Below are 22,824 nucleotides of genomic sequence, written 5' to 3'. Positions count from 1 at the left end.
TTCAATACCTCCCAGTTTATGCGTAGATTTCTTTATACATATCAACAATGGATTTGCCCTGTGCGATACGAAGTTCTTCTGCATTACCCTGTAATACACAGGTTCCGTTTTTGATGAAGATGGCATGATCAATGATCTTTTCCAGTTCATCGACCAGATGGCTTGACATGATAACGGCGGTGTCATCTGAGATATTAGACACGATTGTATGAATGATTTTTTCGCGGGCAATGATATCGATGCCGTTTAATGGTTCGTCTAACATAATAACTTCCGAATTCCTTGAAAGCGTTGCAACGATCTTCAGCTTTGCCATCATACCGGATGACATCTCACGCACTTTTTGCTTTGGCGACAGATCCATTTCCTGTAACAATCGCATGTATTTGTCATAATCAAAATCAGCGAAGAAATCACGGTAATATTTTCCGACATCGATGCAGTTCATATAACCGAAGAAATAGGCTTCTGTAGGCATATATGCGATATGCGCTTTAGCTTTGTAATCTAATGGCCGGTTATCCATCGTGATCGTACCGGAGGTCGGTTTTGAAAGTCCGGCGATCATTTTCATAAGGGTAGATTTACCACTTCCGTTCGGACCGAGTAGCGCATAAATGTTACCGGATATAATATCCAGTGACAGGTCCGAAACTGCGGTCGTACTCATATATTTTTTTACTAAGTGTTCACATTTAATCATAGTATTCATTCCTTTCAATACTTGTTTTTACAGGGAATAGTAGTCCTGTAATAATCGGATGATCTCTGTCGGTGTATATCCCATACCGGTGAGCTGTTCATCCAGAACTGTAAGGATCTGCTTTAACTGTTCCTGTTTCAGCCGATCAATTACCTGAGGATCTTCTGTTACAAATGTACCAATTCCACGTTTCGTATATGACAGTTCGAGAGATTCCATCTCGTTATAAACCCGGGCCGCGGTGTTCGGGTTGATGTCATATTGGATAGCAAGCTTTCTGGATGATGGGAGCTTGGTACCAAGTGGCAGGGCACCTGTAATAATCTTCTTTTTTATATCATCGATGACCTGAAGGTAGATCGGCAGGTTTGATTTAAATTCCAAATGCTTCCCTCCTAACTACTGTACTAGCCAGATAGTACACCAATACACTTAGAATGTCAAGCATAAAAAATAAATTTATAAATATTAATTTGCCGGCAAAAACTTCCATTTACAGGTGATTTGCCGGATAAAGGCTAAAATTAATGAGAACAATTCTTAAAAAGGTGTTCAAACCTGACAAAATATGTGTTAGTATAGACTTATCAAAAGTAAATTCGGAATAAATTATTGGAGTGAACAGGTATGGCAGAGAAAAGAAATACAAAACAAAAACAGGTTATATATTCGGTTATAAAAGAATTAAAATGTCATCCGACTGCCCAGCAGCTTCATCAGATTCTTATGGAGAGGGGATATAATATAGGTGCATCGACCGTGTACAGGGTGCTGGCGGATGCGGTTGATGACGGCATTATCATGAATGTATTCTCATTTGATAAGAATGAACATTTTGACGGCAATCCGGTTCCACATTATCATATTATCTGTACTAAATGCGGAAGAATCTTCGACAGCCATGTCCCATATGATCCTGAGATCGATGAGCGAGGCAGACTGGCGGATGAGGACTTTATCATTTCATCCCACAATCTTGAATATGTCGGCATCTGCCCTGAATGTCAGAACGAGCAGGAATAACACCATGCTTTATAACACTATCAGGATTTATATAAGATTGTATAAAATATAGCATACACATACAGCAACACCCATATGGTTGTTCCATTATAACATGACATATACGAGGATTTCGTTGTGAGCTGCACATTGTCAGTAAATACGAGTGCCTGTTTGAGCCGAAGGCGAGTTGGCACAGGAGTATTTACGAATCAGACATGTGCTGCAAACAGAAACCGCAGTAAGTCATTTATAGTGGAATAACCATATGGGTGTTGTTGTATGTGTGTGCTATATTACAATCTTATATAAAACTTGAACAACCAGTCAAAGCATGGTGTTATTCCTGCTCTTTGTTATCTTCATTGTCTTTCTTGTCAAAGACTTCGAATTCGGCGTCATTATTTTGGATGGTGGAGATCACCTTGGCAGATTTTACAGGACGCATCGGGTCGGTCATTGGATTCTGGATGAAAGTCTGGTTTGATGATGGCAGGACAACATTCTGACCGAGAATAGATCTGCGGTCACGGATTGCACGGCGTCTGGCACGTTCTTCTGCAGGGAGCTGTTCCTCATCTTCCATATCTTCATCTGCTTCGGAAACCTCGTCGATGTCTTCCGGTTCATCCATATCATTATGATCTGTGACAGGCTTATGCTCGGAATTTGACCGGGATTTTTTGCCTCGCATATTCAAAAGACTGCTTATAAAGTCGGAACTTTCAAAGCTGTTCTTTTGTCCGGACGATTTATCGGTTTCGTCGGTATCATCATCTTCAAGTTCGTCCATGTCTTCGTCTTCGATTGAAGAATCAATATCAGAATCTTCGGAATCAGCGCTTTCGTCTGCAGTGCCTGCATCAGATTCATCCGAATCGTCTTCTTCCGGTTCTGCATTTCCGAATAATTCATCGAAATAGGACTGCTCGATATGGATATCAAAATCTGCTTCGGCGTGTCCGACCTCATCCTTGCAGTCGTTATAAATCTTTGTGTTATACGTTTTCTTAAGCTGTTCAATCAGTTCTTTATCATCATACTGAAGCTGCTCCAAAATACGGGCAACAATGATTCCCTGATATTCGTCGCTCCAGCCATCTTCGAGCTTGATCACGATACCGAGCTTCCGGCTTCGGATCGCCATACAGATCACACCTCTGGAACCGTCCTTCATAAGAAGATCCGGGTTCTTATTTACATAGTAAGATGGTGTAAAGTAATCGTTGATCTTTTCAGGATGCTTGTTAATACAGTCGAAGTTATAGGTGATTGCTTCCCGTATATCATCCGGCAGGTTGAACGGATCTGCAAGTTTTGCATAAGCAAGTGCGATATTACGCATTGGAAGTGCAAATACTGGAACACCACAGCCGTCGATTCCCAGACTGATCCGGTAAGTCGGAGTCTGGCTTAGCATGGATAAGAATGAAATGATCTGCTTCTGGACAGGAGAGTCCGGAAGCTGGTAGCCGGTGACTTTTCCTGTCAGTTCACGCTGCAGCATCATAAGGCTTAAGTGCTTGCCGGAGCAGCAGTGCTGCAAACGGCTCTTGCCCTCTACAGGATTCAGCTTGGAACCAAGTGCAAGCTTGTCCGCAAGCGGTGTTGCAGATGTGGAGATCGTTGGATTCATGATCATATCTTCTTCTTTTAAGTCCGTTTTTTCCATGATGCTCTGAAGTACATAGATGTGATGATTACTGCCCCAGTGAGAGGAATTACAGATCGTTACTTCTTCCTCGCTCAGGTTATATTTTTTATGAAGACCTGCGAGCAGGGTAGGAAGCACCTGGATCGGTTTGCTTGCGGAACGCATATAAGTCTGGCGCTCGATATCACCGGTATAAGCAATCGTTTCGCCGGTTGATGAAACAATAGCAATAGATCCATAATGTACATTTTCAACAACATCGCCACGGTATTCTTTTACTAAAATTTCAGCCATAAGTTCTTCTTCCTTTCATCTTCGTATACTCAGGCATTTGTGGGATGATGACAGGTCAAAATCTGTGTAACAGCCTGAAAGTATATTGGTAAAATAATTAATTAGAGTTTATCACAAGTAGAAAACCATTTCTACCCGGAGAATATAGGAAAGAAATTTTTTTAATCAAAAATGCACAGTGAAAATTGTTAAAAGATACATGGGAAATTCATGCAAAATATATGTTTATTTTGTAAAAATGTTTAAAATTTCTATATTCTTTCAACTTTTATTGTGAAAATGCAATAAAAAACTTTGCTTATTACAAAAACAGTGGTATAATGCATTTATATTAATACGCACGAAGGGGTGACATTATGATTAAAAAAGAAATGATAGCCATGCTTCTTGCAGGAGGACAGGGAAGCCGTTTAGGCGTTCTGACCTCTAATCTGGCTAAGCCGGCTGTAGCTTTTGGCGGCAAATACAAGATTATCGATTTCCCATTAAGCAACTGTATTAATTCAGGTGTTGATACAGTAGGTGTTCTTACACAGTACAGACCACTGAGGCTTAACCAGCATATTGGAATCGGTATCCCTTGGGATCTGGATCGTAACATAGGAGGCGTGACAGTTCTTCCACCATACGAGAAAAGTGATAACAGCGAATGGTATACAGGTACTGCAAATGCTATTTATCAGAACCTGGAGTTTATAGACTATTATAATCCGGAATATGTTCTGATATTATCTGGTGATCATATCTACAAGATGGACTATGAGAACATGCTGGAATATCACAAATCCTGTGATGCAGATATCACACTTGCAACATATCAGGTACCATGGGAAGAAGCTAGCAGATTTGGCGTTGTAATTACAGATGAGAACAATGTTATTTCAGAATTTGAGGAGAAACCTGCAAATCCTAGAAGTAACAAAGCATCTATGGGTATATATATATTCAGTTGGAAGGTGCTTCGTGAAGCACTTGTAAAGATGAAGGATCAGCCGGAATGTGACTTTGGTAAGCACATCATTCCATACTGCCATTCAAATGGCAAGAAGATCTGTGCATATGACTTCAAGGGTTACTGGAAGGATGTAGGAACACTTGGTTCTTACTGGGAAGCAAATATGGAGTTAGTAGATATTGTTCCTGAATTCAATCTGTATGAGGAGTTCTGGAAGATCTACACCAAGACAGATGCGATCCCACCACAGTACATAGATGCAAGCGGCAGAGTAAGCAGATGTATCATCGGTGAAGGAACAGAGGTGTACGGCGATGTTGAGAATTCCGTTATCGGTTCCGGTGTTACGATCGAAAAGGGTGCAGTCATCCGTAATTCGATCATTATGAATAACGCAACGATCGGTGAGAATGCATATATGGACAAGGCTATCATCGCAGAGAATGTTAAGATTGGTAAGGATGCTAAGCTTGGAATCGGAGAAGAAGCTGTCAATGAATTCAAGCCACAGATTTATTCATTTGGACTTGTTACGATCGGAGAAAACTCAGTTATTCCTGATGGTGTAACAATCGGTAAGAATACTGCTATATCTGGTGTGACTACTCCGGAAGATTATCCGGATGGCAACTTAAAGAGTGGCGGAAGTATTATAAAGGCAGGTGAATAGAGATGAGAGCATTAGGTATAATTTTAGCAGGTGGTAATAGCAACAAGATGGGCGAATTATCAGCAAAGAGAGCTGTTGCAGCTATGCCTATTACTGGCGGTTACAGAGCTATTGATTTTGCCCTTTCGAATATGACAAATTCCCATATCCAGAAGGTAGCGGTATTTACACAGTACAATACCAGATCTCTGAATGAACATCTGAATTCCAGCAAATGGTGGGATTTCGGAAGAAAACAGGGTGGTCTCTATATATTCACACCAACCATTACATCAGAGAACAGCTATTGGTATAAGGGTACAGCGGATGCCCTTTATCAGAACATTAATTTCCTGAAGGAAAGTCATGAGCCATATGTAGTTATTGCATCCGGTGATGGTATCTACAAGCTGGATTATGGTAAGGTTCTGGAAGAACACATCAGCAAGGGCGCAGATATTACAGTTGTATGTAAGGATCTCGAACCGGGAGAAGATGATGTGAACCGTTTCGGTGTAGTACAGATGGATGCGGACAACCGTATCATAGATTTCGAGGAGAAGCCACTGGTTGCAGGCAACAATACGATCTCAACCGGTATCTATGTGATCAGAAGAAGACAGCTCATCGAATTACTGGAAACCTGTGCAAATGAAGGCAGAACTGATTTTGTAAGAGATATTCTTGTAAGATATAAGAATGTAAAGAAGATTTATGGATATAAGATGGATACTTACTGGAGAAACATCGGAACCAAGGAGTCTTACTATAAGACAAACATGGATTTCCTGAACAGAGATGTAAGAAACTATTTCTTCAAGCAGCATCCTGACATCTACTCCAAGGTGGAGGATCTTCCACCAGCAAAGTATAATGGGGAAGCGGTTGTGAATAACAGCCTGGTAGCAAGTGGATGTATCATAAATGGTACTGTAGAGAATTCAGTATTATTTAAGAAGGTATACATTGGCAACAACTGTGTGATCAGAAATTCTATCATTCTGAACGATGTACACATTGGGGATAATTGTGTAATTGAAAACTGTATTGTAGAAAGTAGAGATACGATCCGTGCAAATACAGTTCATCAGGGTAGCCCGGATGACATCAAGGTTATCGTGGAGAAGAATTTCAGATACGCATTGTAGCAGATAAGAAAGACAAGGGGGTACACACGATGCAGGTGACCGATATCAGAGTCAGGGGTGTTGAAAAAGAAGGTAAGATGAAAGCCGTCGTTTCGATCACAATTGATAATGAATTTGTAGTTCATGATATCAAAGTGATCCAGGGTGATAAGGGATTGTTTATTGCGATGCCTAGCCGGAAAGCAGCAGATGGTGAGTACAGAGATATCGCACATCCAATCAATACTGAGACAAGAGAACGTCTGCAGCGGATGATACTTGAGAAATATCAGGAATCACTGGAAGCTTAAGACGTGAAACGGAGCCAGCCACTGTAGATGCAGTGGCTGGCTTTAGTGTTAGTATTGGTATTTATATATGGTAAAGATCTATAACAAGGGGAGAGAAGGTTTATGGAAATAAATAGAGTAATGATATTGTTTTCGGGTTGTTTTTTGATTGTTTGGTCTACTTTCAAATGGAAGATTCCAAATGTGATTTGGAACGCTAAATTAACCAAAGTATGTTCTGTGGCTTTGGGATTGTATAATATTATTTTAGCGATTTGTTATGAAAAAGATTTAAACATTGCTTTATTCATTGTAGACTTTATTCTCTATATTTTATTGGATGTAGGATTTTTAACAGTTAAGTTAAAAAAGGATAAAAAAGGAAAAATAAAGAATCTTCAACTGGGGATTTGCTCCATTTTTGTTATTTTGGCTATGATTATGGTATGTTTTAATTTGAATGAGATTTATGCCAGCATAATGATTTTAGCTGGTGCGATGATGGGGATATCTGTTCCTTTTCAGAAAATGAATTGTGATTAAAGTGTCGATTAATAAAGTGGTTGTGAGACGAAATTCAATAAATAAGTTGTTCATTTAATTTGAGAGGAGATTATATTTATGAAATGTTTATCATGTGGTAAGGAAGAATTTGATGAATGTACGAAATATTTCCACCATATGGTTGAAAATGAAATAGGGATAAAGTAAAATTAGCTGTGGTAATCTCATATTTTATTTGGAGGATAATAGGACAATGCTGAAAGCAATCATCCTTGCAGCAGGCAAGGGAACAAGAATGAAATCTGAAAAGCCAAAGGTTGTGCACGAGGTGCTTGGGAAACCGATGGTATACTATTCGATAGAAGCGGCAAGAGTTGCCGGATGTGATAAAGTCTGTGTGATCGTTGGATACAAGGCAGAAGAAGTAGAAAAAAGTATTAAAGATACTTATGCGAAGCTTGATAAGACAGAAGAAATGCAGGATGTAGTAAGCTATGCACTACAGACCGAACAGCTTGGAACCGGTCATGCGGTCAAGTGTGCTTCTGATTTTATCGGCACGGAGGGAGATGTTGTTGTCCTTTGCGGAGATACACCACTTGTAACCGGTAAGACATTAGAGCAGGCGATCAAGAAGCATGTTGCAGCAGGAAATGGTGTTACGGTTATCTCAGCGATGCTTTCAGATCCATTTGGATACGGAAGAATTATCCGTGATGAGAAAGGCTTATCAAAGATCGTAGAACAGAAGGATGCAACCGAGGAAGAACAGGCGGTTAGAGAAGTAAATTCCGGTATGTATATTTTCAAATGTGATGCATTACTGGCAGCACTTTCACAGATTACAAATGATAATGCACAGGGTGAATATTATCTGCCGGATACCATTGAGATCATCAAGAAAATGGGACTTCCGGTCGATGCGGCAGCCATGGAGGATGCAGATCAGATCAAGGGTGTTAATACACTGGAACAGCTTGCAGAAGCAGAAGAGATAATGAGGTCAAGATAAGATGAAACTGATAGTAGGACTTGGAAATCCGGGAACCAAATATGCGGGAACCAGACATAATGTAGGATTTTCCGTAATTGTAGGACTTGCAGATAAATATAATATAGAATTGAGTGAAAAGAAGCATAAAGCGATCTATGGCAGGGGCATGATAGAAGGAGAGAAAGTGATCCTTGCAATGCCACAGACATTTATGAATCTGAGTGGAGAAAGTGTCCGGGAGCTGGTCGATTATTACAAATGCGATCCATCCGATGTGATCGTTGCTTATGATGATATCGATCTGGCAGTCGGCAAGCTTCGGATTCGTGAAAAGGGAAGTGCCGGCGGACATAATGGAATGAAGAATATTATTTCACATCTGGGAACACAGGAATTTGTCCGGGTCCGTGTCGGAATCGGAAAGAAACCGGATCGTATGGATCTTGCAGATTATGTATTATCCAGATTTGGAAAAGATGAACTTCCGGAGATCAAGGCAGGCTGTGATAATGCCGGTGATGCGATCGCATTGATATTAAAAGACAGCGCGGCAGCAGCAATGAATAAATATAATTAACTGAAAGATAAAATGTGTTGATCGGAACAGGTCGTATACAGGGTAAAGCTGTGGATACGATCAGACAGGTATAAATAATCAGAAAATAAAAAAGAAAGGGAGCCAGGCTGTATCAGCCTGGCATTTGGCGTCGATATGAAGGCAATCAATGAGCCTGTAAAACATACCGAAAATTATATACAGATAAAGGACTGGTTAAAAGAGCAGGATGGCATCGTCAATATATCCGGAAATGACGGAACAGACCGGGTGTATCTGATGCATGCATTTTCATCCGATGCACATGTAAGGCTGGTCGTAACCTACAGCGAACAGAGAATGGAACAGTTATATGAGGACTTCCGTTTCTATGATAAAGCGGTGTATATGTATCCGTCGAAGGATATTTTATTTTACAGCTCAGATATCCATGGAAATTCTATCACCAGACGGCGGATGGATATTTTCAGACGACTGATCGAGGGAGAAGCCTGTACGATCATTCTGACGGTAGATGCGTTATTTGATAGGATGCCGGATCTGTCCTATATTAAGAAAAATGTGGTGACGATCCGTGAGGCAGAAGAACTGGACGTCGAGGCGCTTAAGAAGTGTCTGGTGGAACTGGGGTATGAAAAGGCAGACAGTGTAGATGGTGTCGGACAGTTTGCTGTGCGTGGTGGTATCATTGATATTTTCCCTCTGACAGAGGAATGTCCATATCGTATCGATATGTGGGATACGGAGGTCGATACCATCCGAAGCTTTGATGTGGAAAGCCAGCGGTCGATCGAACAGGTGCAGGAGATCCAGATCTATCCGGCAAGCGAGATGGTGTTGTCTGATCGCAGGACGGCGCAGGGTATCCGTAAGCTTGAGCAGGAGTTCAAGCCATATTATGAGAAGCTGCGGAAAGAGTTCAAGACAGAGGAAGCTGCCCGTCTGAAGAAGCAGATCGGGGAGATCAAAGAGCAGTTGACTGAGTTCCATGGAATGGCTGGAGTCGACAGCTATGTAGAGTATTTCTACAGTAAGACAGTATCACTTTTAGACTGCTTCCGCACAAAGAATACAGTTATTTTATTGGATGAGACTTCGCGGATATCAGATTATGCGGATAACTATATGGCGACCTTCCTTGAGAGCATGGAGAGCCGTCTGGAGGGTGGCTATATCCTTCCGGGTATGATGAATATTTTATTTACTTATCCGGCAATCGTGCAGAAGATGCAGGCGTTTCAGACGCTCGCATTTTCTATTCTGTATCATGAGGATCGGTATTTTACGATCCGGCATGATGTAACATATGACAGCCGTGTAGTTAATTCTTACAGAAATAATTTTGAAGCGTTGATTGCGGATATCGGAAAATGGCGAGAGAAGAATTACCGTATCATATTTATCTCACCATCGACGACCAGAGCAAAACGCATGGTTGAGAATCTGACCAGCCATGATGTGGCGTGCTTCTATTCAGAGGATACCGACCGTGTTCTTTCTGAGAAAGAGGTAATGGTTACGACAGGAAGACTTCGGGCAGGATTTGAGTTCCCGGAGCTGAAGCTGGTTGTGATAAATGAAGGCGACGTCTTTACTGCACGGAGCAGTATGAAGAAAAAGAAGAACCAGAAGCCGCGGTATTCCGGTGAAGTGATCAAGGATTTCTCTGATATCAGCGTGGGTGACTGTGTGATTCATGAACGCTATGGTGTTGGTATCTATGGCGGTATCGAGAAGGTCGAAGTGGACGGTGTCTTAAAAGATTATGTAACGATCAATTATGCAGAGGGCGGAAAGCTCTATGTGCTGGCCTCTGAGGTAGACTGTATCCAGAAATACAGTGATAAAGAGGGCAGACGGCCGAAGATCAACAAGCTCGGCAGCAAGGACTGGGAGAAGACCAGAAGCCGGGTAAAAGGTCATGTTGCAACGATCGCAAAGGAACTGGTGAACCTGTATGCGAAACGACAGGCATCACAGGGCTTTTGCTATTCGAAGGATACGATCTGGCAGCAGGAATTTGAGGAAATGTTCCCGTACGAGGAAACGGATGACCAGAAGAAAGCAATCGCAGAGACAAAGGCAGACATGGAGAGCAGCAAGATCATGGATCGTCTGATCTGTGGTGATGTGGGCTTTGGTAAGACAGAGGTTGCGATCCGTGCGGCATTTAAGGCGGTATACGATGGCAGACAGGTTGCATATCTTGTGCCTACTACGATCCTTGCACAGCAGCATTATAATACATTCAAAGAACGTATGAAGGAATTCCCGGTCGAGATCCGGCTGTTATGCCGTTTCTGTACACCGAAGGAGGTACGGGAGACGATCGCCGATTTGAAGGCCGGAAAGGTGGATATCGTGATCGGAACACATCGGCTGTTGTCCAAGGATGTGGCATTTAAGCAGCTTGGTCTGCTGATCATAGACGAGGAGCAGCGGTTTGGTGTAACACATAAGGAAAAGATCAAGCAGATGAAGACAAATGTAGACGTTCTGACCTTGACAGCGACTCCTATTCCTCGTACACTTCATATGAGCCTGATCGGTATCCGGGATATGAGTGTTCTGGAAGAAGCACCGGTTGACAGACGGGCGATCCAGACCTATGTCATGGAGCTTGATCCCGAACTTGTCAAAGAAGCGATCAAGCGTGAGCTGGCGCGGGATGGTCAGGTATATTATGTATATAACCGGGTAAATAATATAGAGATGGTCACATCGGAGATCGCATCCCTTGTACCGGATGCAGTCGTTGAGTATGCGCATGGCCAGATGCATGAACGACAGCTGGAGGACATCATGTACCGGTTTATCAATCATGAGATTGATGTGCTGGTTACTACGACGATCATCGAGACAGGCTTGGATATTCCGAATGCAAATACCATGATCATTCATGATGCAGATACATTTGGCTTATCCCAGTTGTATCAGCTCCGCGGCCGTGTCGGTCGTTCAGATCGGAATGCATATGCATTTCTGATGTACCGTCGGGATAAACTTATTAAAGAAACTGCGGAAAAGAGACTGAAAGCAATTCGGGAATTTACCGATCTTGGTTCCGGAATCAAGGTGTCCATGAAGGATCTGGAGATCCGTGGCGCGGGAAATATCTTAGGCGAGGATCAGTCCGGTCATATGGAAGCAGTTGGTTATGATCTGTACTGCAAGATGTTAAATGATGCGATCCGTCAGGAGATGGGCGAGAAGGTTGAAGAACGGTTCGAGACAACCGTACAGCTTCCGGTGGATGCTTATATACCGGCTGAATATGTCAAGAATGAATTTATCAAGCTGGATCTGTACAAGCGGATATCACATATCGCATCGGATGATGACTATGACGATATTATTGACGAATTAAATGACAGATTCGGAGAGATGCCGACAGAGGTTCTGAACCTGCTTGATGTATCTTTATTAAAGGCAAAGGCAAATCGTGCCTATATAACCAGCATTATGCTGGCGGGGGCGGAACTACGGTTTTCGATGTTTAAACAGGCGAAGATCGACACAGCAAAGATTGATTCGTTATTAGATAAATATAGAGGAAGCATGAAATTTGTGATCGGCAACAGTCCGTCTTTTGTGCTTAAGATGAAGACGATCACAGAGAAAGAGATCTGGAAGCAGGCGAGAGCGGTTGTAGCCGATATCGCGGAGCTTGCAGAAGAATAAAGGATGATCAGCATACCGAAATCTGTAATGTTTGCAGGGCGATGCAGACACCGAAATCGGTGAGTTGGAAGAACAGGAGGTTTGGTGGATGAAACGTAGAATTCTAAAGGCTATTTCTTTGATCTGCGCATGTGTGATGTTACTTACACTTGCAGCGTGCGGAGAAGAGAGTCAGGATAATACAGGAAAATATATTGTATTCAAATTCGGAAATGACAACATTTATTTGGACGAGGTGTATATCTATGCACAGACAACCATTGATGAGTACGAGAAAGAATACGGCAGCGACATCTGGGGCAAAACGATCGAAACGGATGGCGGTATTGAGATGGATGTCGAGGAAATGGCAAGGCGTGAAGTAATCTCCAACATTGTCCAGACTAAGGCATTGATCGCACAGGCAGATGAATACAAGATCAGCCTGACGGAGGAAGAACAGGCACAGGCAGAACAGGAAGCGGAAGATTTTTATAACAGTCTGACCGATGAGCAGTTGAAGGAAACCGGCATGGAGGCAGATACACCATCCCGTGTTCTTCAGGAGAATGCACTGGCGAAGAAGATTTACGATCATGTCATGAGCGATTCCTCTGCCGAGGTATCCGATGAGCAGGCAAGAATGACGACATTTTACGATATGTTCTTTGAATGTTATTATGAGGATGATTTTGGAAATATCGTAGTGTACAGTAAGGATAAGATTGCAGAACAGAAACAAAAAGCGGACGAGGCTTATACTTCGATCAAACAGCAGTTATCGGACAATCCGAACCTGAATATTACTTTCCTTGGCCACACAAACAACCTGCGATATGCCGGAAGCCATACGATGAGTAAGGATCAGATCCTGGAAAGCTATGGACAAGAGGTGCTGGATACTTTATATGATATGCAGGATGGAGATATCTCCCCGGTTATCGAGACTGAGAATGGCTATCATATCTTTCAGATGACATATCTGACAGATGAGAAAGCAACCGCTACGAATAAAGCGGAGTTGACAAAAGAGGCAAATGATGCCTATTTTAATAATCTTTTAACGAACTGGGTATCAAAGATTGATAAAGATTACACTTATTCCAAGAGCGTAAATACCGATGTGTATAGTATGATCACGTTTAGTTAATGGGATAGAATAAAAATGTCCATGGTACATTTCGTACCATGGACATTTTTTCGTTTGTTTATTTTCTTCCTGTTGAGCCAAATCCCCCTTCACCGCGTACGGTATCGGATAATTCATCTACAGTATGGAAACAGCCGGTAATGTATGGAGTGATAACAAGCTGAGCAATACGTTCGCCACTTTCGATTGTCTGATCAACATTAGAGTGATTGTGGAGTGCTACCATGATCTCTCCACGGTAATCAGCGTCGATAACGCCTACTTTATTGGCAGGTGCAAGACCACGTTTGCAAGCAAGACCGCTTCTTGCATAGACCAGTCCGGCATAGCCGGCCGGAATCTCGATAGCCAGTCCGGTGTGGATGAACTGGGTTTCTCCGGCAGCAATCGTTACAGGCTCATCCATGCAGGCATACAGATCTGCTCCGGCAGCAAATTCAGAACCATAAGAAGGAATCGTCGCATTTTCATTCAGTTTCTTAATGTTAATATCAAATGTGGCCATTAGAAGTACCTTCCTTTCTCGTCCCATAAGACTGCTTTCTTGGCAGTCAGTGATTTTGGAACATCTAATATTCTCTGATTTGTGGAACCCCTGAATCGCAGATCCAGAACTTTTTTCTCTTCAACAAATTCGCCATCGACTAAAACATCCAGATAGGACAGGAATTTGTGAGTGAAATCCCACTGATAATACATCTTGTCCAGAACGTCTTTTTCAAAATCGTAGCCGGTATAGCACCAGATCGTTTTATCCGGGTAAGTAGATTTGAACTGTTCCAGAAGTGGAAGCAGACCCTGCTGGTTGACGAATTCCAATGGCTCGCCACCCAGCAAAGTAAGACCTACAATATGATCCGGCTTACAGAGTTCAATGATCGTATCGATCTCTTTTTGCGTAAAAGGCTTACCTGCGTTGAAATCCCAGGTATCCTGATTAAAACAACCTTTACAGTGGTGTGTGCAGCCGGATACGAACAGAGAGGTTCGAACTCCGGTTCCGTTTGCAATATCACACCGTTTGATATCCATATAATTCATAATTATTATTTCTCCCATACAAAAAGTATGGCCCGCATTGCCCTCTACGACATGCAGACCATACAAATTGAAATTATTAATGCACTTAGTTAAAAATCGGATGTAAACTGTTCATACAAGTAAATACTTTATGCATAGCTTTAATATAAACCAATTTTTTCAATATAGCAAGTGTTTTTATAAAAATTCCGGTATATTCTGATCGTATGTGGTATATGTCTTTATCTGTGGTATGGCTGAACCACATGCATCAGACCTGAATTCTACAGGTGTAATACTCTGGAAGCCATTTCTTTTGTTTTGCCGACGTTCCAGAAGTTCTCACCGAGATAACCACAGGTTCTTCTTGTAACGTTCATTTTTGCATGGTCTTTGTTACCACACTGAGGACATTCCCATTCGCCGTCTGAATTAATGATAATCTCACCATCATAGCCACATACATGGCAATAGTCAGACTTTGTATTGAATTCAGCATACTGGATGTTCTCATAAATGTAACGAACCACTTCTGCAAGTGCATCCAGATTGTTGCGCATATTTGGTATCTCGACATAGGAGATTGCACCACCGGATGAGATCGTCTGGAACTGACTCTCAAATCTGAACTTGCTGAATGCATCGATCTTCTCACGTACATCAACATGGTAAGAGTTCGTGTAGTAGCCCTTATCTGTAACATCCTTGATCGTACCGAAACGCTCTTTATCAATACGGGCAAATCTGTAACATAAGCTTTCGGCAGGTGTTCCGTATAATCCGAAACCAAGTCCGGTATCAGCCTTCCATTTATCACAGGCTGCACGCATTCTATTCATAACCTTTAAAGCAAATTCTTCACCGACAGGATCTGTATGGCTGACACCCTTCATCAGGATAGAAGTTTCATACAATCCGATGTATCCAAGCGACAGAGTAGAGTAGCCGTTGTGAAGCAATGGATCGATAACCTCACCCTTCTTTAGTCGTGCAATTGCACCATATTGCCAGTGGATAGGACTGACATCGGATGTGATACCCTCCAGAGCTCTGTGACGGCACATCAAAGCGTCATAACATAACTGGAGTCTTTCGTCTAAGAGTGACCAGAATTTATCCTCATCACCTTTTGCCAGAATTCCGATCTGTGGAAGATTCAGGCTGACAACTCCCTGATTGAAACGACCTTCCCATTTGTAGTTGCCATTTTCATCCTTCCAAGGAGAAAGGAAAGAACGACAACCCATACATGAGAATACATTTCCTTCATAGTTCTCACGCATCTTTTTGGCGGAGATGTAATCAGGATACATTCTTTTTGCAGAACACTTAATGGCAAGACGAGTGATATAATCATATTTGCCACCCTTTAAGCAGTTGTGTTCATCCAGAACGTAGATCAGCTTTGGAAATGCCGGTGTCACATAGACACCAACTTCGTTCTTGATACCCTCTAAACGCTGACGGAGGATTTCTTCTATGATCATGGCATTTTCTTCGATATATTCATCATTTGGATCAAGATTCAGGAATAAGGTTACAAATGGAGACTGCCCATTTGTAGTCATTAAGGTGTTGATCTGGTACTGGATTGTCTGAACACCGGAACGAAGTTCATCGTTCAGCCTTTCTTTTACCAGTTCCTCTAATGTATCAGCATCCAATCTGTCTCCAAATTCTTCCTGATATAATGCTTTATATTTGTTATAGCTCTTGCGCAGATATTTTCCAAGGTGACGGATATCAACGGACTGACCACCATACTGGCTGGAGGCAACGGCTGCAATGATCTGTGTAACAATCGTACATGCAACCTGAAAGCTCTTAGGGCTCTCGATCAATTTGCCGTTCATGACAGTGCCGTTGTCGAGCATATCTCCAATGTTGATCAGACAGCAGTTGAAGATAGGCTGTAAGAAATAATCTGCATCATGAAAATGAATCGCACCTTCTTCATGGGCTTTTGAGATCTTTTCCGGAAGCAGGAGCCTCTTTGTAAGATCTTTTGAAACCTCGCCTGCGATCAGATCACGCTGGGTAGATGCAACTGTTGCGTTTTTATTCGAATTTTCTTCCATAACATCTTTGTTTCTGTTCTTGATCAGACTGAGGATCGAATCATCAGTTGTGTTTGCCTTACGAATCAGTTCACGGCTGTATCTATATATAATGTAAGTCTTGGCAAGAACAAACTTCCCCTCTGCCATGAGCTTTTGTTCAATGATATCCTGAATATCTTCAACCAGCATTCGTTTTCTGTTTTTTGCTTCGATGCCGTCTATGATCTCTTCGATTTTTTCTTCAGAAATTTTTTCGCAGTCTTCAACTTCGGCATTTGCCTTCTGAATGGCAACGATAATCTTGCTGCGATCATAGGATACGGCTCTTCCGTCTCTTTTGATTACCTGCATTTTTCTATTCTCCTCCTAAAATGGTTATCTAGATATTGAGTGCAATATTTGCTCGCCCCACAACATATTGCGTCGTGCGCGAAAAAAAGACAAAAAAATGAACGATTTAAAATCTGTGAGACTAAAAAATCGTTTTGAATATTTTGTAACTCTATGTCCCCGACAGTTACACATTATAGCATCACCATTCTGGTTTGTCTATATCAAATGGTACAAAATATTGAGAAAAAAATAAAGAAACAATACTAGATATTGTGTTGCATGGGAAAATGTGATTTAACGTTCGAGCGGTGCTTGATAATATGTGAAATTGTCGGAAATTGTATTCGGAGGACCGGATACTGTCGAAGTATTGCAAACAATTGAAGATATAACGATAATGTTATATAGTTTGTGACATTTCTATGAATTGCGTAAAATAGCTTTATTTTTAATAGAAAGTGTGATATAAAGCTATGATAGGTGATACCTAATTTTATAATAATATAGAGGTAAGTACAATGAGAAAATTAAAAAAGGGATTTGCGGTTGCTCTTGCAATGGCAATGACAGTATCCATGGTTGCAGGTTGTGGAGATAAGGGTAAAGATGTGACCGGTAATTTGAATAAAGCGACACAGACGGATGCAACAGAGGACAGTACAGAAGCTGATCTGACAATTGATGAATATATTGCCAAGTATGCGGAGGGAGTAACTCTGGGGGAGTATAAGGGTATTGAATATGAGTATGCTCCTGCAGAAGTAACTGAGGATGATGTACAGAAGAAGGTAGATGATTTTGTTGAATCCTGTGCGACATATAATGAGGATAAAACAAGTGCGGCAAAATCAGGAGATACAGTAAATATTGATTTTGTAGGTACTGTAGATGGTGTAGAATTTGATGGTGGTAATACGAACGGTTCAGGATATGATGTAACACTTGGATCAAAATCCCTCATCGACACATTTGAAGATCAGATCGTGGGACATAAGGCAGGAGATACATTTGATGTAAATGTAACCTTCCCGGACGGATATGGCAATGATATGGATGGCAAAGCTGCTGTATTCAAGACTACATTGAACTATATCAAGATTCCTGTGGAAGCAGAGTATAATGATGCGCTGGTAGCTGCGAATACTTCTTATAAGACAACAGCCGAGTATGAGGAATCCATCAGAAGTGAGCTGAAAGCAAGTAATGAAGCAACTGCACTTACATCGGCACAGAATGTTGTTATGACAAATGTTATCAATAAGGCAACAATTGAGGATATTCCGGCAGAAGAGGTAAGTAGTCTGGCAGATGAGATCATTACACAGTTGAAATCACAGGCAAGTAATTATGGCATTGATTATGCAACATTTATCCAATATTATTACGGTTATGAGGATGAAGATTCATTCAAAGAATATGTGAATCAGATCTGTCAGGAATCCGTAAAAGAAAAAAAGGTAGTATGCGCGGTTGCAAAGGCAGAAAATATTACAATTGATTCGGATGATGAAACAGCCTATATCAAGAAACTCGCGGAGGAGAATGACGCAACAGAGGATTCTGTAAAGGAACAGTATTCATCTCAGGATCTGATGTATTATACACTGGCTGACAAGGTTATGACTTTCCTTCTTGATAATGGTAAGAAGACGGAGACAACGACAGAAGCAGCGACAGAAGCAACGAGTTCCGAAGAAGAAACTACAACAGAAGCAATAACAGAAGCAAACTAGAGCAGATGTCGAAACAGAGTTCGGTAAATAAAGAATTAATAAGATGAAGTTCTGAGGAGAAAGATTATATTATGAAAATGAAGAAGGTAATGGCTCTGTGTCTGACTGCGGTTGTCGGCATGGGGGTGCTTAGCGGATGCGGAAGCACAAAGAGTGAATTCAGACAGTATGCAAAATGTGCGGAAGTAAAGGATTATGATGGTATCGAGTATGTACCAACGTCCAGAGAAGTAACACAGGATCAGATTGACGAGAAGATTAATTCATTCTGTACAGATAATAATGTAGAAACAAAGGATTATGACAGCGTGATCAAGGATGGTGACGATGTTAATATCAACTACGTTGAAACCATCAACGGCGAGGAAAAGGCAAAGAACGATGACGAAGCCGGAACCAGTATTGTTATGGGTAAGGATGCGTTAGCACCCGGACTTGATGAGCAGATGATCGGATTAAAGCCCGGTGTACAGAAGACATTCACAATCACATATCCGGACGATTATTCAGATACAACGGTTGCCGGTATGGAAGCAAAATTTGATGTAACGATCAATTATATCAAGATAACGACAACACCGGAATATACAGATGACCTTGTGAAGTCGGCTACGGATGGTAAATATACAACGACAGAGGATTATACCAAGTATCTGACGGATGAGCTTCAGAAGGATACAGATAAATCGGCAGACAGTACTGACCGAGCTAATGTGTTAAAAGCAATTAAAGAGAAAACAACGTTTACCAAATATCCGGAAGGCGAGATTGATGCATATGTAAAGAGTGTTATGGATAATATCGAATCCAGTGCTTCTCAGTATGGAATCGGTGTACAGACATTCCTACAGTATTTTTATGGATACACAGACGAGGCCTCATTTGTTTCCTATCTTCAGAGCACAGTTGAATCTGTAATGCAGGAGAAGATCGTTGTCAGCTCGATCGCGTTAGAAAAAGATCTGGTCGCAAATGATAAAGAGACTGATGCATATAAGCAGAAGCTGATGGATGATAATGAAGTAGACGAGGATACGATCAACTCCAAATATTCAGCGAGCGATCTGAAATTCTATGCAACAGAGGAAAAAGTTCTTGATTATCTGATGGGTACAGCTGTTCAGGTAGATTCAACAGAAGCAAGTTCAGAAGATGCATCGGAAGATGGTTCCACTGAAGCAGAGAGCACAGAGTCAACAACAGAGACAGCTTCAGAGGCAGAATAAAAAAATTAACGTTTTTACAAAATTTGTTTTGACAAGAAGCAGATGACGTGCTATATTAAACGAGTGCGTGAGATAAAGCACGTTTTCATGCAGTTGTGGCGGAATTGGCATACGCGCATGATTCAGGTTCATGTCCACTTACGTGGGTGTGGGTTCAAGTCCCATCAACTGCATTGATAGAAGAAAAAGAAGTCTTAGCTTTAAGGCTTCTTTTTTTCTGTATACAGGTTTGACATTACAGGGAAACTGGAATATAATGTAGGATACTTGTGAGAACTTAACGGAAAACACAGATATTGTTTAGGAGGTAGTCGGCGATGGCTGAAAAGAAACAGGTAGTTACCTATACAGGACTTAAAAAAATTGAAGAAGAACTTCAGGATCTGAAAGTAAATAAACGTAGAGAGATTGCTGCCAAGATCAAGGAAGCAAGAGAGCAGGGAGACTTATCTGAGAATGCTGAGTATGATGCGGCAAAGGACGAGCAGCGTGATATCGAAGCAAGAATCGAGCAGTTAGAGGCTATCCTGAAAAATGTAGAGGTCGTTGACGAAGATGAGGTTGATACAGAGGTTGTCGGTATCGGCCGTACCGTAACAGTATATGATTATGAATTTGACGAGGAAGTTGTATTCCACATCGTTGGTTCAACAGAAGCAGATATCATGAAGAATAAGATTTCTGATGAATCACCGGTTGGTATGGCATTAAAGGGTGCGCGCGTTGGTGAAGAAGTAATAGTAGAAGCACCGGACGGAGAATTCAAATACAGAATATTAGATATCAAGAGAGCAATCTAATAAACAGAATAATCAATATAGTAGAAAGAGATTAAACAAAGATGGCAGAGAATAAGCAGAATAATCAGGCTAAGCCACAGGATGTAAATAAGCTGTTACAGGTTCGTCGTGAGAAGCTGGCAGATTTACAGGCGGCAGGCAAAGATCCATTTGAGATTACAAAGTATGATGTGACTTATCACAGCACAGATGTAAAAGAAGCATATACAGCGCATGAGGCAGAGCTTCTTGCAGGCAGACAGGAGCCGGACGTAGAGGGACTGGATGATGCACAGAAGAAGGAAGTGCTGAACAACGATTATAACGAGAGAAGAGCAATCATGGATGCATCACCGATCCATGTAAGCATTGCAGGACGTATGATGTTCAAGCGTGTTATGGGTAAGGCATCCTTCTGTAATATTCAGGATCTGAAGGGTAACATTCAGGTGTATGTTGCAAGAGATCAGATCGGTGAAGAAGCTTATGCAGATTTCAAGAAATCCGATATCGGTGATATCTATGGTGTAAAGGGCTGGGCATTCCGTACAAAGACAGGAGAGCTTTCTATCCATGCAGAAGAAATGACACTTTTAAGTAAGTCATTACAGATTCTCCCGGAGAAGTTCCATGGCTTAACAGATACAGATGTCAGATATCGTCAGAGATATGTAGACCTTATCATGAATCAGGAGAGCAAGGCTGTATTTATTAAGCGTTCACAGATCTTAAAGGAGATCCGTAACTTCCTTGCAGACCGTGATTTCATGGAGGTTGAGACTCCTATGCTTGTTGCAAATGCAGGTGGTGCGGCAGCAAGACCATTTGAGACACATTACAATGCATTAAATGAGGACGTAAAGCTTCGTATCTCTCTGGAATTATATCTGAAGCGTCTGATCGTAGGTGGACTGGAAAGAGTTTACGAGATCGGACGAGTATTCCGTAACGAGGGTGTTGATACAAGGCACAATCCGGAATTTACGTTGATGGAATTATATCAGGCATACACAGACTATGAAGGTATGATGGAACTGACAGAGTCCATGTTCCGTTATCTTGCTGAGAAGGTTTGTGGAAGCACAAAGATTTCCTATAATGGAATCGAGATTGACTTCGGTAAGCCGTTTGAGCGTCTGACCATGAATGATGCGATCAAGAAATATACCGGAATCGACTTCGATCAGGTAGAAGATGATGCAGCAGCTAAGAAGCTGGCTGATGAACACAATATTGCATATGAAGAACGTCATAAGAAGGGTGATATCATTAACCTGTTCTTTGAGGAGTTCTGCGAAGAAAAGCTGATCCAGCCTACATTTATCATGGATCATCCGATCGAGATCTCACCTTTGACCAAGAAGAAGCCTTCTGATCCAAGCAAGGTTGAGCGTTTCGAGTTGTTCATTAACACATGGGAGATGTGTAATGCATACTCCGAGCTGAACGATCCGATTGATCAGCGTGAGCGTTTTGCAGCACAGGATGCAAATGCAGCAGCCGGTGATGATGAAGCAGAGCACACAGACGAGGATTTCTTAAATGCATTAGAGATCGGTATGCCTCCTACAGGTGGTATCGGTTATGGTATCGACCGTCTGGTTATGCTGTTGACTGATTCACAGGCAATCCGTGATGTGCTCCTCTTCCCGACTATGAAGTCGTTGAATAGCGAGAACTAGGATTTATGCGGGTTTGCAGAGATATTACAGGAGATGGTACGACACTTAGTACGACAAAATTCAAAAACAAAATACAATAATATTCCGCTTAGTGCATAGAAATTAAATATTTGCAAAATTTTAAGGACACTTTCCATTAAGAAATTATTGGAAGGTGTCCTTTTTGTGTCATGAGATAAAACTAAGAGGAGTGATCAGATGTTAAAGATTAGACTTCAGGGAACAAAGAATGATATACGCTGGTTTGTCCGTCTGCTTCAGAGAGATAAAAGATTTGAATTGAATAATGTCTCGACATTTTTTGACAATGTGGGGACAGATAAATACAAGCGTGTATATGCAGAAGTGTCGAGAAAGAAAACGGATTCTGATAAGAAATCCATCAATGCAAAACAGTTGAATGAACAATGCCACTATGTAGGAAGTGGCATGGTGATTCGATAGGGAATGGAG

20 protein-coding genes and 1 tRNA gene are annotated in these 22,824 nt (G+C 41.6%); 15 read left to right on the top strand and 6 right to left on the bottom strand.

The annotated features are described in order from the left end of the window. Nucleotides 1-16 precede the first annotated feature (16 nt). A complete protein-coding gene (locus CLOL250_RS01530) occupies nucleotides 17-670 on the bottom strand; it encodes an ABC transporter ATP-binding protein (protein WP_342413204.1) in 654 nt (217 codons plus the stop codon). 60 nt (nucleotides 671-730) lie between these two features. Continuing rightward, nucleotides 731-1,087, bottom strand: coding sequence for a GntR family transcriptional regulator (locus tag CLOL250_RS01525; protein ID WP_008400209.1), 357 nt, complete (start codon nucleotides 1,085-1,087; stop codon nucleotides 731-733). A 243-nt stretch (nucleotides 1,088-1,330) separates the two neighbouring features. On the opposite strand from CLOL250_RS01525, the gene CLOL250_RS01520 reads away from it, so the two are divergent. Next, nucleotides 1,331-1,726, top strand: a complete 396-nt coding sequence (locus CLOL250_RS01520) for a Fur family transcriptional regulator (RefSeq protein ID WP_008400206.1) — start codon at nucleotides 1,331-1,333, stop codon at nucleotides 1,724-1,726. A gap of 319 nt (nucleotides 1,727-2,045) precedes the next feature. Here CLOL250_RS01520 and CLOL250_RS01515 read toward each other — a convergent pair whose 3' ends face one another. Further along, nucleotides 2,046-3,653 carry an asparaginase gene (locus CLOL250_RS01515; protein WP_008400202.1) on the bottom strand — a complete coding sequence of 536 codons (1,608 nt, stop codon included), beginning with the start codon at nucleotides 3,651-3,653 and terminating at the stop codon, nucleotides 2,046-2,048. 356 nt (nucleotides 3,654-4,009) lie between these two features. On the opposite strand from CLOL250_RS01515, the gene CLOL250_RS01510 reads away from it, so the two are divergent. The 8 genes from CLOL250_RS01510 (at nucleotide 4,010) to CLOL250_RS01475 (ending at nucleotide 13,538) form a co-directional block, all read left to right on the top strand. Continuing rightward, nucleotides 4,010-5,278, top strand: coding sequence for a glucose-1-phosphate adenylyltransferase (locus tag CLOL250_RS01510; protein ID WP_008400201.1), 1,269 nt, complete (start codon nucleotides 4,010-4,012; stop codon nucleotides 5,276-5,278). Nucleotides 5,279-5,280: 2 nt separating this feature from the next. Next, the gene (glgD, locus tag CLOL250_RS01505) at nucleotides 5,281-6,405 is read left to right on the top strand and encodes a glucose-1-phosphate adenylyltransferase subunit GlgD (RefSeq protein ID WP_008400200.1); all 1,125 of its coding nucleotides are present in this window, start codon (nucleotides 5,281-5,283) and stop codon (nucleotides 6,403-6,405) included. 29 nt (nucleotides 6,406-6,434) lie between these two features. Next, the gene (gene spoVG / locus CLOL250_RS01500; protein WP_008400199.1) at nucleotides 6,435-6,695 is read left to right on the top strand and encodes a septation regulator SpoVG; all 261 of its coding nucleotides are present in this window, start codon (nucleotides 6,435-6,437) and stop codon (nucleotides 6,693-6,695) included. A 102-nt stretch (nucleotides 6,696-6,797) separates the two neighbouring features. Further along, a complete protein-coding gene (locus tag CLOL250_RS01495) occupies nucleotides 6,798-7,217 on the top strand; it encodes a hypothetical protein (protein WP_008400198.1) in 420 nt (139 codons plus the stop codon). A 214-nt stretch (nucleotides 7,218-7,431) separates the two neighbouring features. Further along, a complete protein-coding gene (locus CLOL250_RS01490; protein WP_008400197.1) occupies nucleotides 7,432-8,190 on the top strand; it encodes a sugar phosphate nucleotidyltransferase in 759 nt (252 codons plus the stop codon). Nucleotide 8,191: 1 nt separating this feature from the next. Next, nucleotides 8,192-8,749 carry an aminoacyl-tRNA hydrolase gene (gene pth / locus CLOL250_RS01485; protein WP_008400195.1) on the top strand — a complete coding sequence of 186 codons (558 nt, stop codon included), beginning with the start codon at nucleotides 8,192-8,194 and terminating at the stop codon, nucleotides 8,747-8,749. 135 nt (nucleotides 8,750-8,884) lie between these two features. Continuing rightward, nucleotides 8,885-12,409, top strand: coding sequence for a transcription-repair coupling factor (mfd, locus tag CLOL250_RS01480; protein ID WP_008400194.1), 3,525 nt, complete (start codon nucleotides 8,885-8,887; stop codon nucleotides 12,407-12,409). An 88-nt stretch (nucleotides 12,410-12,497) separates the two neighbouring features. After that, the gene (locus CLOL250_RS01475) at nucleotides 12,498-13,538 is read left to right on the top strand and encodes a peptidylprolyl isomerase (protein ID WP_243104474.1); all 1,041 of its coding nucleotides are present in this window, start codon (nucleotides 12,498-12,500) and stop codon (nucleotides 13,536-13,538) included. Nucleotides 13,539-13,596: 58 nt separating this feature from the next. Here the strand turns inward: CLOL250_RS01475 and dut are convergent, their stop codons facing one another. From dut to nrdD, 3 genes are all read right to left on the bottom strand, one after another. Continuing rightward, a complete protein-coding gene (gene dut, locus CLOL250_RS01470; RefSeq protein WP_008400192.1) occupies nucleotides 13,597-14,043 on the bottom strand; it encodes a dUTP diphosphatase in 447 nt (148 codons plus the stop codon). Beyond that, a complete protein-coding gene (gene nrdG / locus CLOL250_RS01465; protein ID WP_044944584.1) occupies nucleotides 14,043-14,579 on the bottom strand; it encodes an anaerobic ribonucleoside-triphosphate reductase activating protein in 537 nt (178 codons plus the stop codon). The genes dut and nrdG overlap by 1 nt, the downstream gene beginning before the upstream one ends. Nucleotides 14,580-14,842: 263 nt before the next feature. Next, nucleotides 14,843-16,969, bottom strand: a complete 2,127-nt coding sequence (nrdD, locus tag CLOL250_RS01460) for an anaerobic ribonucleoside-triphosphate reductase (protein WP_008400188.1) — start codon at nucleotides 16,967-16,969, stop codon at nucleotides 14,843-14,845. Between the two features lie 500 nt (nucleotides 16,970-17,469). Between nrdD and tig the strand changes: the two genes are divergently transcribed. The 6 genes from tig (at nucleotide 17,470) to CLOL250_RS01430 (ending at nucleotide 22,815) form a co-directional block, all read left to right on the top strand. Next, nucleotides 17,470-18,684: a trigger factor gene (gene tig / locus CLOL250_RS01455; protein WP_008400187.1), complete on the top strand. Its 1,215-nt coding sequence runs from the start codon at nucleotides 17,470-17,472 to the stop codon at nucleotides 18,682-18,684. A gap of 71 nt (nucleotides 18,685-18,755) precedes the next feature. Continuing rightward, complete coding sequence (locus tag CLOL250_RS01450) at nucleotides 18,756-19,910, top strand: FKBP-type peptidyl-prolyl cis-trans isomerase (protein WP_008400185.1); 1,155 nt, start codon at nucleotides 18,756-18,758, stop codon at nucleotides 19,908-19,910. Nucleotides 19,911-19,999: 89 nt separating this feature from the next. Next, nucleotides 20,000-20,083, top strand: a tRNA-Leu gene (locus CLOL250_RS01445). Between the two features lie 144 nt (nucleotides 20,084-20,227). Continuing rightward, complete coding sequence (gene greA / locus CLOL250_RS01440; protein WP_008400183.1) at nucleotides 20,228-20,710, top strand: transcription elongation factor GreA; 483 nt, start codon at nucleotides 20,228-20,230, stop codon at nucleotides 20,708-20,710. Between the two features lie 41 nt (nucleotides 20,711-20,751). Next, nucleotides 20,752-22,371, top strand: coding sequence for a lysine--tRNA ligase (gene lysS, locus CLOL250_RS01435; RefSeq protein ID WP_008400182.1), 1,620 nt, complete (start codon nucleotides 20,752-20,754; stop codon nucleotides 22,369-22,371). Between the two features lie 198 nt (nucleotides 22,372-22,569). Continuing rightward, nucleotides 22,570-22,815 (top strand): hypothetical protein, encoded by a 246-nt coding sequence (locus CLOL250_RS01430; protein ID WP_008400180.1) that lies wholly within the window; start codon nucleotides 22,570-22,572, stop codon nucleotides 22,813-22,815. Nucleotides 22,816-22,824: the final 9 nt, after the last annotated feature.

This window comes from Clostridium sp. L2-50, from assembly GCF_000154245.1.
Lineage (GTDB): Bacteria > Bacillota > Clostridia > Lachnospirales > Lachnospiraceae > Coprococcus.
The sequence above is the reverse complement of the archived record's forward strand: the minus strand, read 5'-3'. Positions and strand labels throughout refer to the sequence as shown.

Excerpts from the sequence above, each read along its gene's own strand:
- CLOL250_RS01530 (WP_342413204.1), bottom strand. The coding sequence starts at position 670 with ATGAGTACGACCGCAGTTTCGGACCTGTCACTGGATATTATATCCGGT.
- CLOL250_RS01520 (WP_008400206.1), top strand. The coding sequence starts at position 1,331 with ATGGCAGAGAAAAGAAATACAAAACAAAAACAGGTTATATATTCGGTT.
- CLOL250_RS01515 (WP_008400202.1), bottom strand. The coding sequence starts at position 3,653 with ATGGCTGAAATTTTAGTAAAAGAATACCGTGGCGATGTTGTTGAAAAT.
- CLOL250_RS01510 (WP_008400201.1), top strand. The coding sequence starts at position 4,010 with ATGATTAAAAAAGAAATGATAGCCATGCTTCTTGCAGGAGGACAGGGA.
- glgD (WP_008400200.1), top strand. The coding sequence starts at position 5,281 with ATGAGAGCATTAGGTATAATTTTAGCAGGTGGTAATAGCAACAAGATG.
- spoVG (WP_008400199.1), top strand. The coding sequence starts at position 6,435 with ATGCAGGTGACCGATATCAGAGTCAGGGGTGTTGAAAAAGAAGGTAAG.
- CLOL250_RS01495 (WP_008400198.1), top strand. The coding sequence starts at position 6,798 with ATGGAAATAAATAGAGTAATGATATTGTTTTCGGGTTGTTTTTTGATT.
- CLOL250_RS01490 (WP_008400197.1), top strand. The coding sequence starts at position 7,432 with ATGCTGAAAGCAATCATCCTTGCAGCAGGCAAGGGAACAAGAATGAAA.
- pth (WP_008400195.1), top strand. The coding sequence starts at position 8,192 with ATGAAACTGATAGTAGGACTTGGAAATCCGGGAACCAAATATGCGGGA.
- mfd (WP_008400194.1), top strand. The coding sequence starts at position 8,885 with ATGAAGGCAATCAATGAGCCTGTAAAACATACCGAAAATTATATACAG.
- CLOL250_RS01475 (WP_243104474.1), top strand. The coding sequence starts at position 12,498 with ATGAAACGTAGAATTCTAAAGGCTATTTCTTTGATCTGCGCATGTGTG.
- dut (WP_008400192.1), bottom strand. The coding sequence starts at position 14,043 with ATGGCCACATTTGATATTAACATTAAGAAACTGAATGAAAATGCGACG.
- nrdG (WP_044944584.1), bottom strand. The coding sequence starts at position 14,579 with ATGAATTATATGGATATCAAACGGTGTGATATTGCAAACGGAACCGGA.
- nrdD (WP_008400188.1), bottom strand. The coding sequence starts at position 16,969 with ATGCAGGTAATCAAAAGAGACGGAAGAGCCGTATCCTATGATCGCAGC.
- tig (WP_008400187.1), top strand. The coding sequence starts at position 17,470 with ATGAGAAAATTAAAAAAGGGATTTGCGGTTGCTCTTGCAATGGCAATG.
- CLOL250_RS01450 (WP_008400185.1), top strand. The coding sequence starts at position 18,756 with ATGAAAATGAAGAAGGTAATGGCTCTGTGTCTGACTGCGGTTGTCGGC.
- greA (WP_008400183.1), top strand. The coding sequence starts at position 20,228 with ATGGCTGAAAAGAAACAGGTAGTTACCTATACAGGACTTAAAAAAATT.
- lysS (WP_008400182.1), top strand. The coding sequence starts at position 20,752 with ATGGCAGAGAATAAGCAGAATAATCAGGCTAAGCCACAGGATGTAAAT.
- CLOL250_RS01430 (WP_008400180.1), top strand. The coding sequence starts at position 22,570 with ATGTTAAAGATTAGACTTCAGGGAACAAAGAATGATATACGCTGGTTT.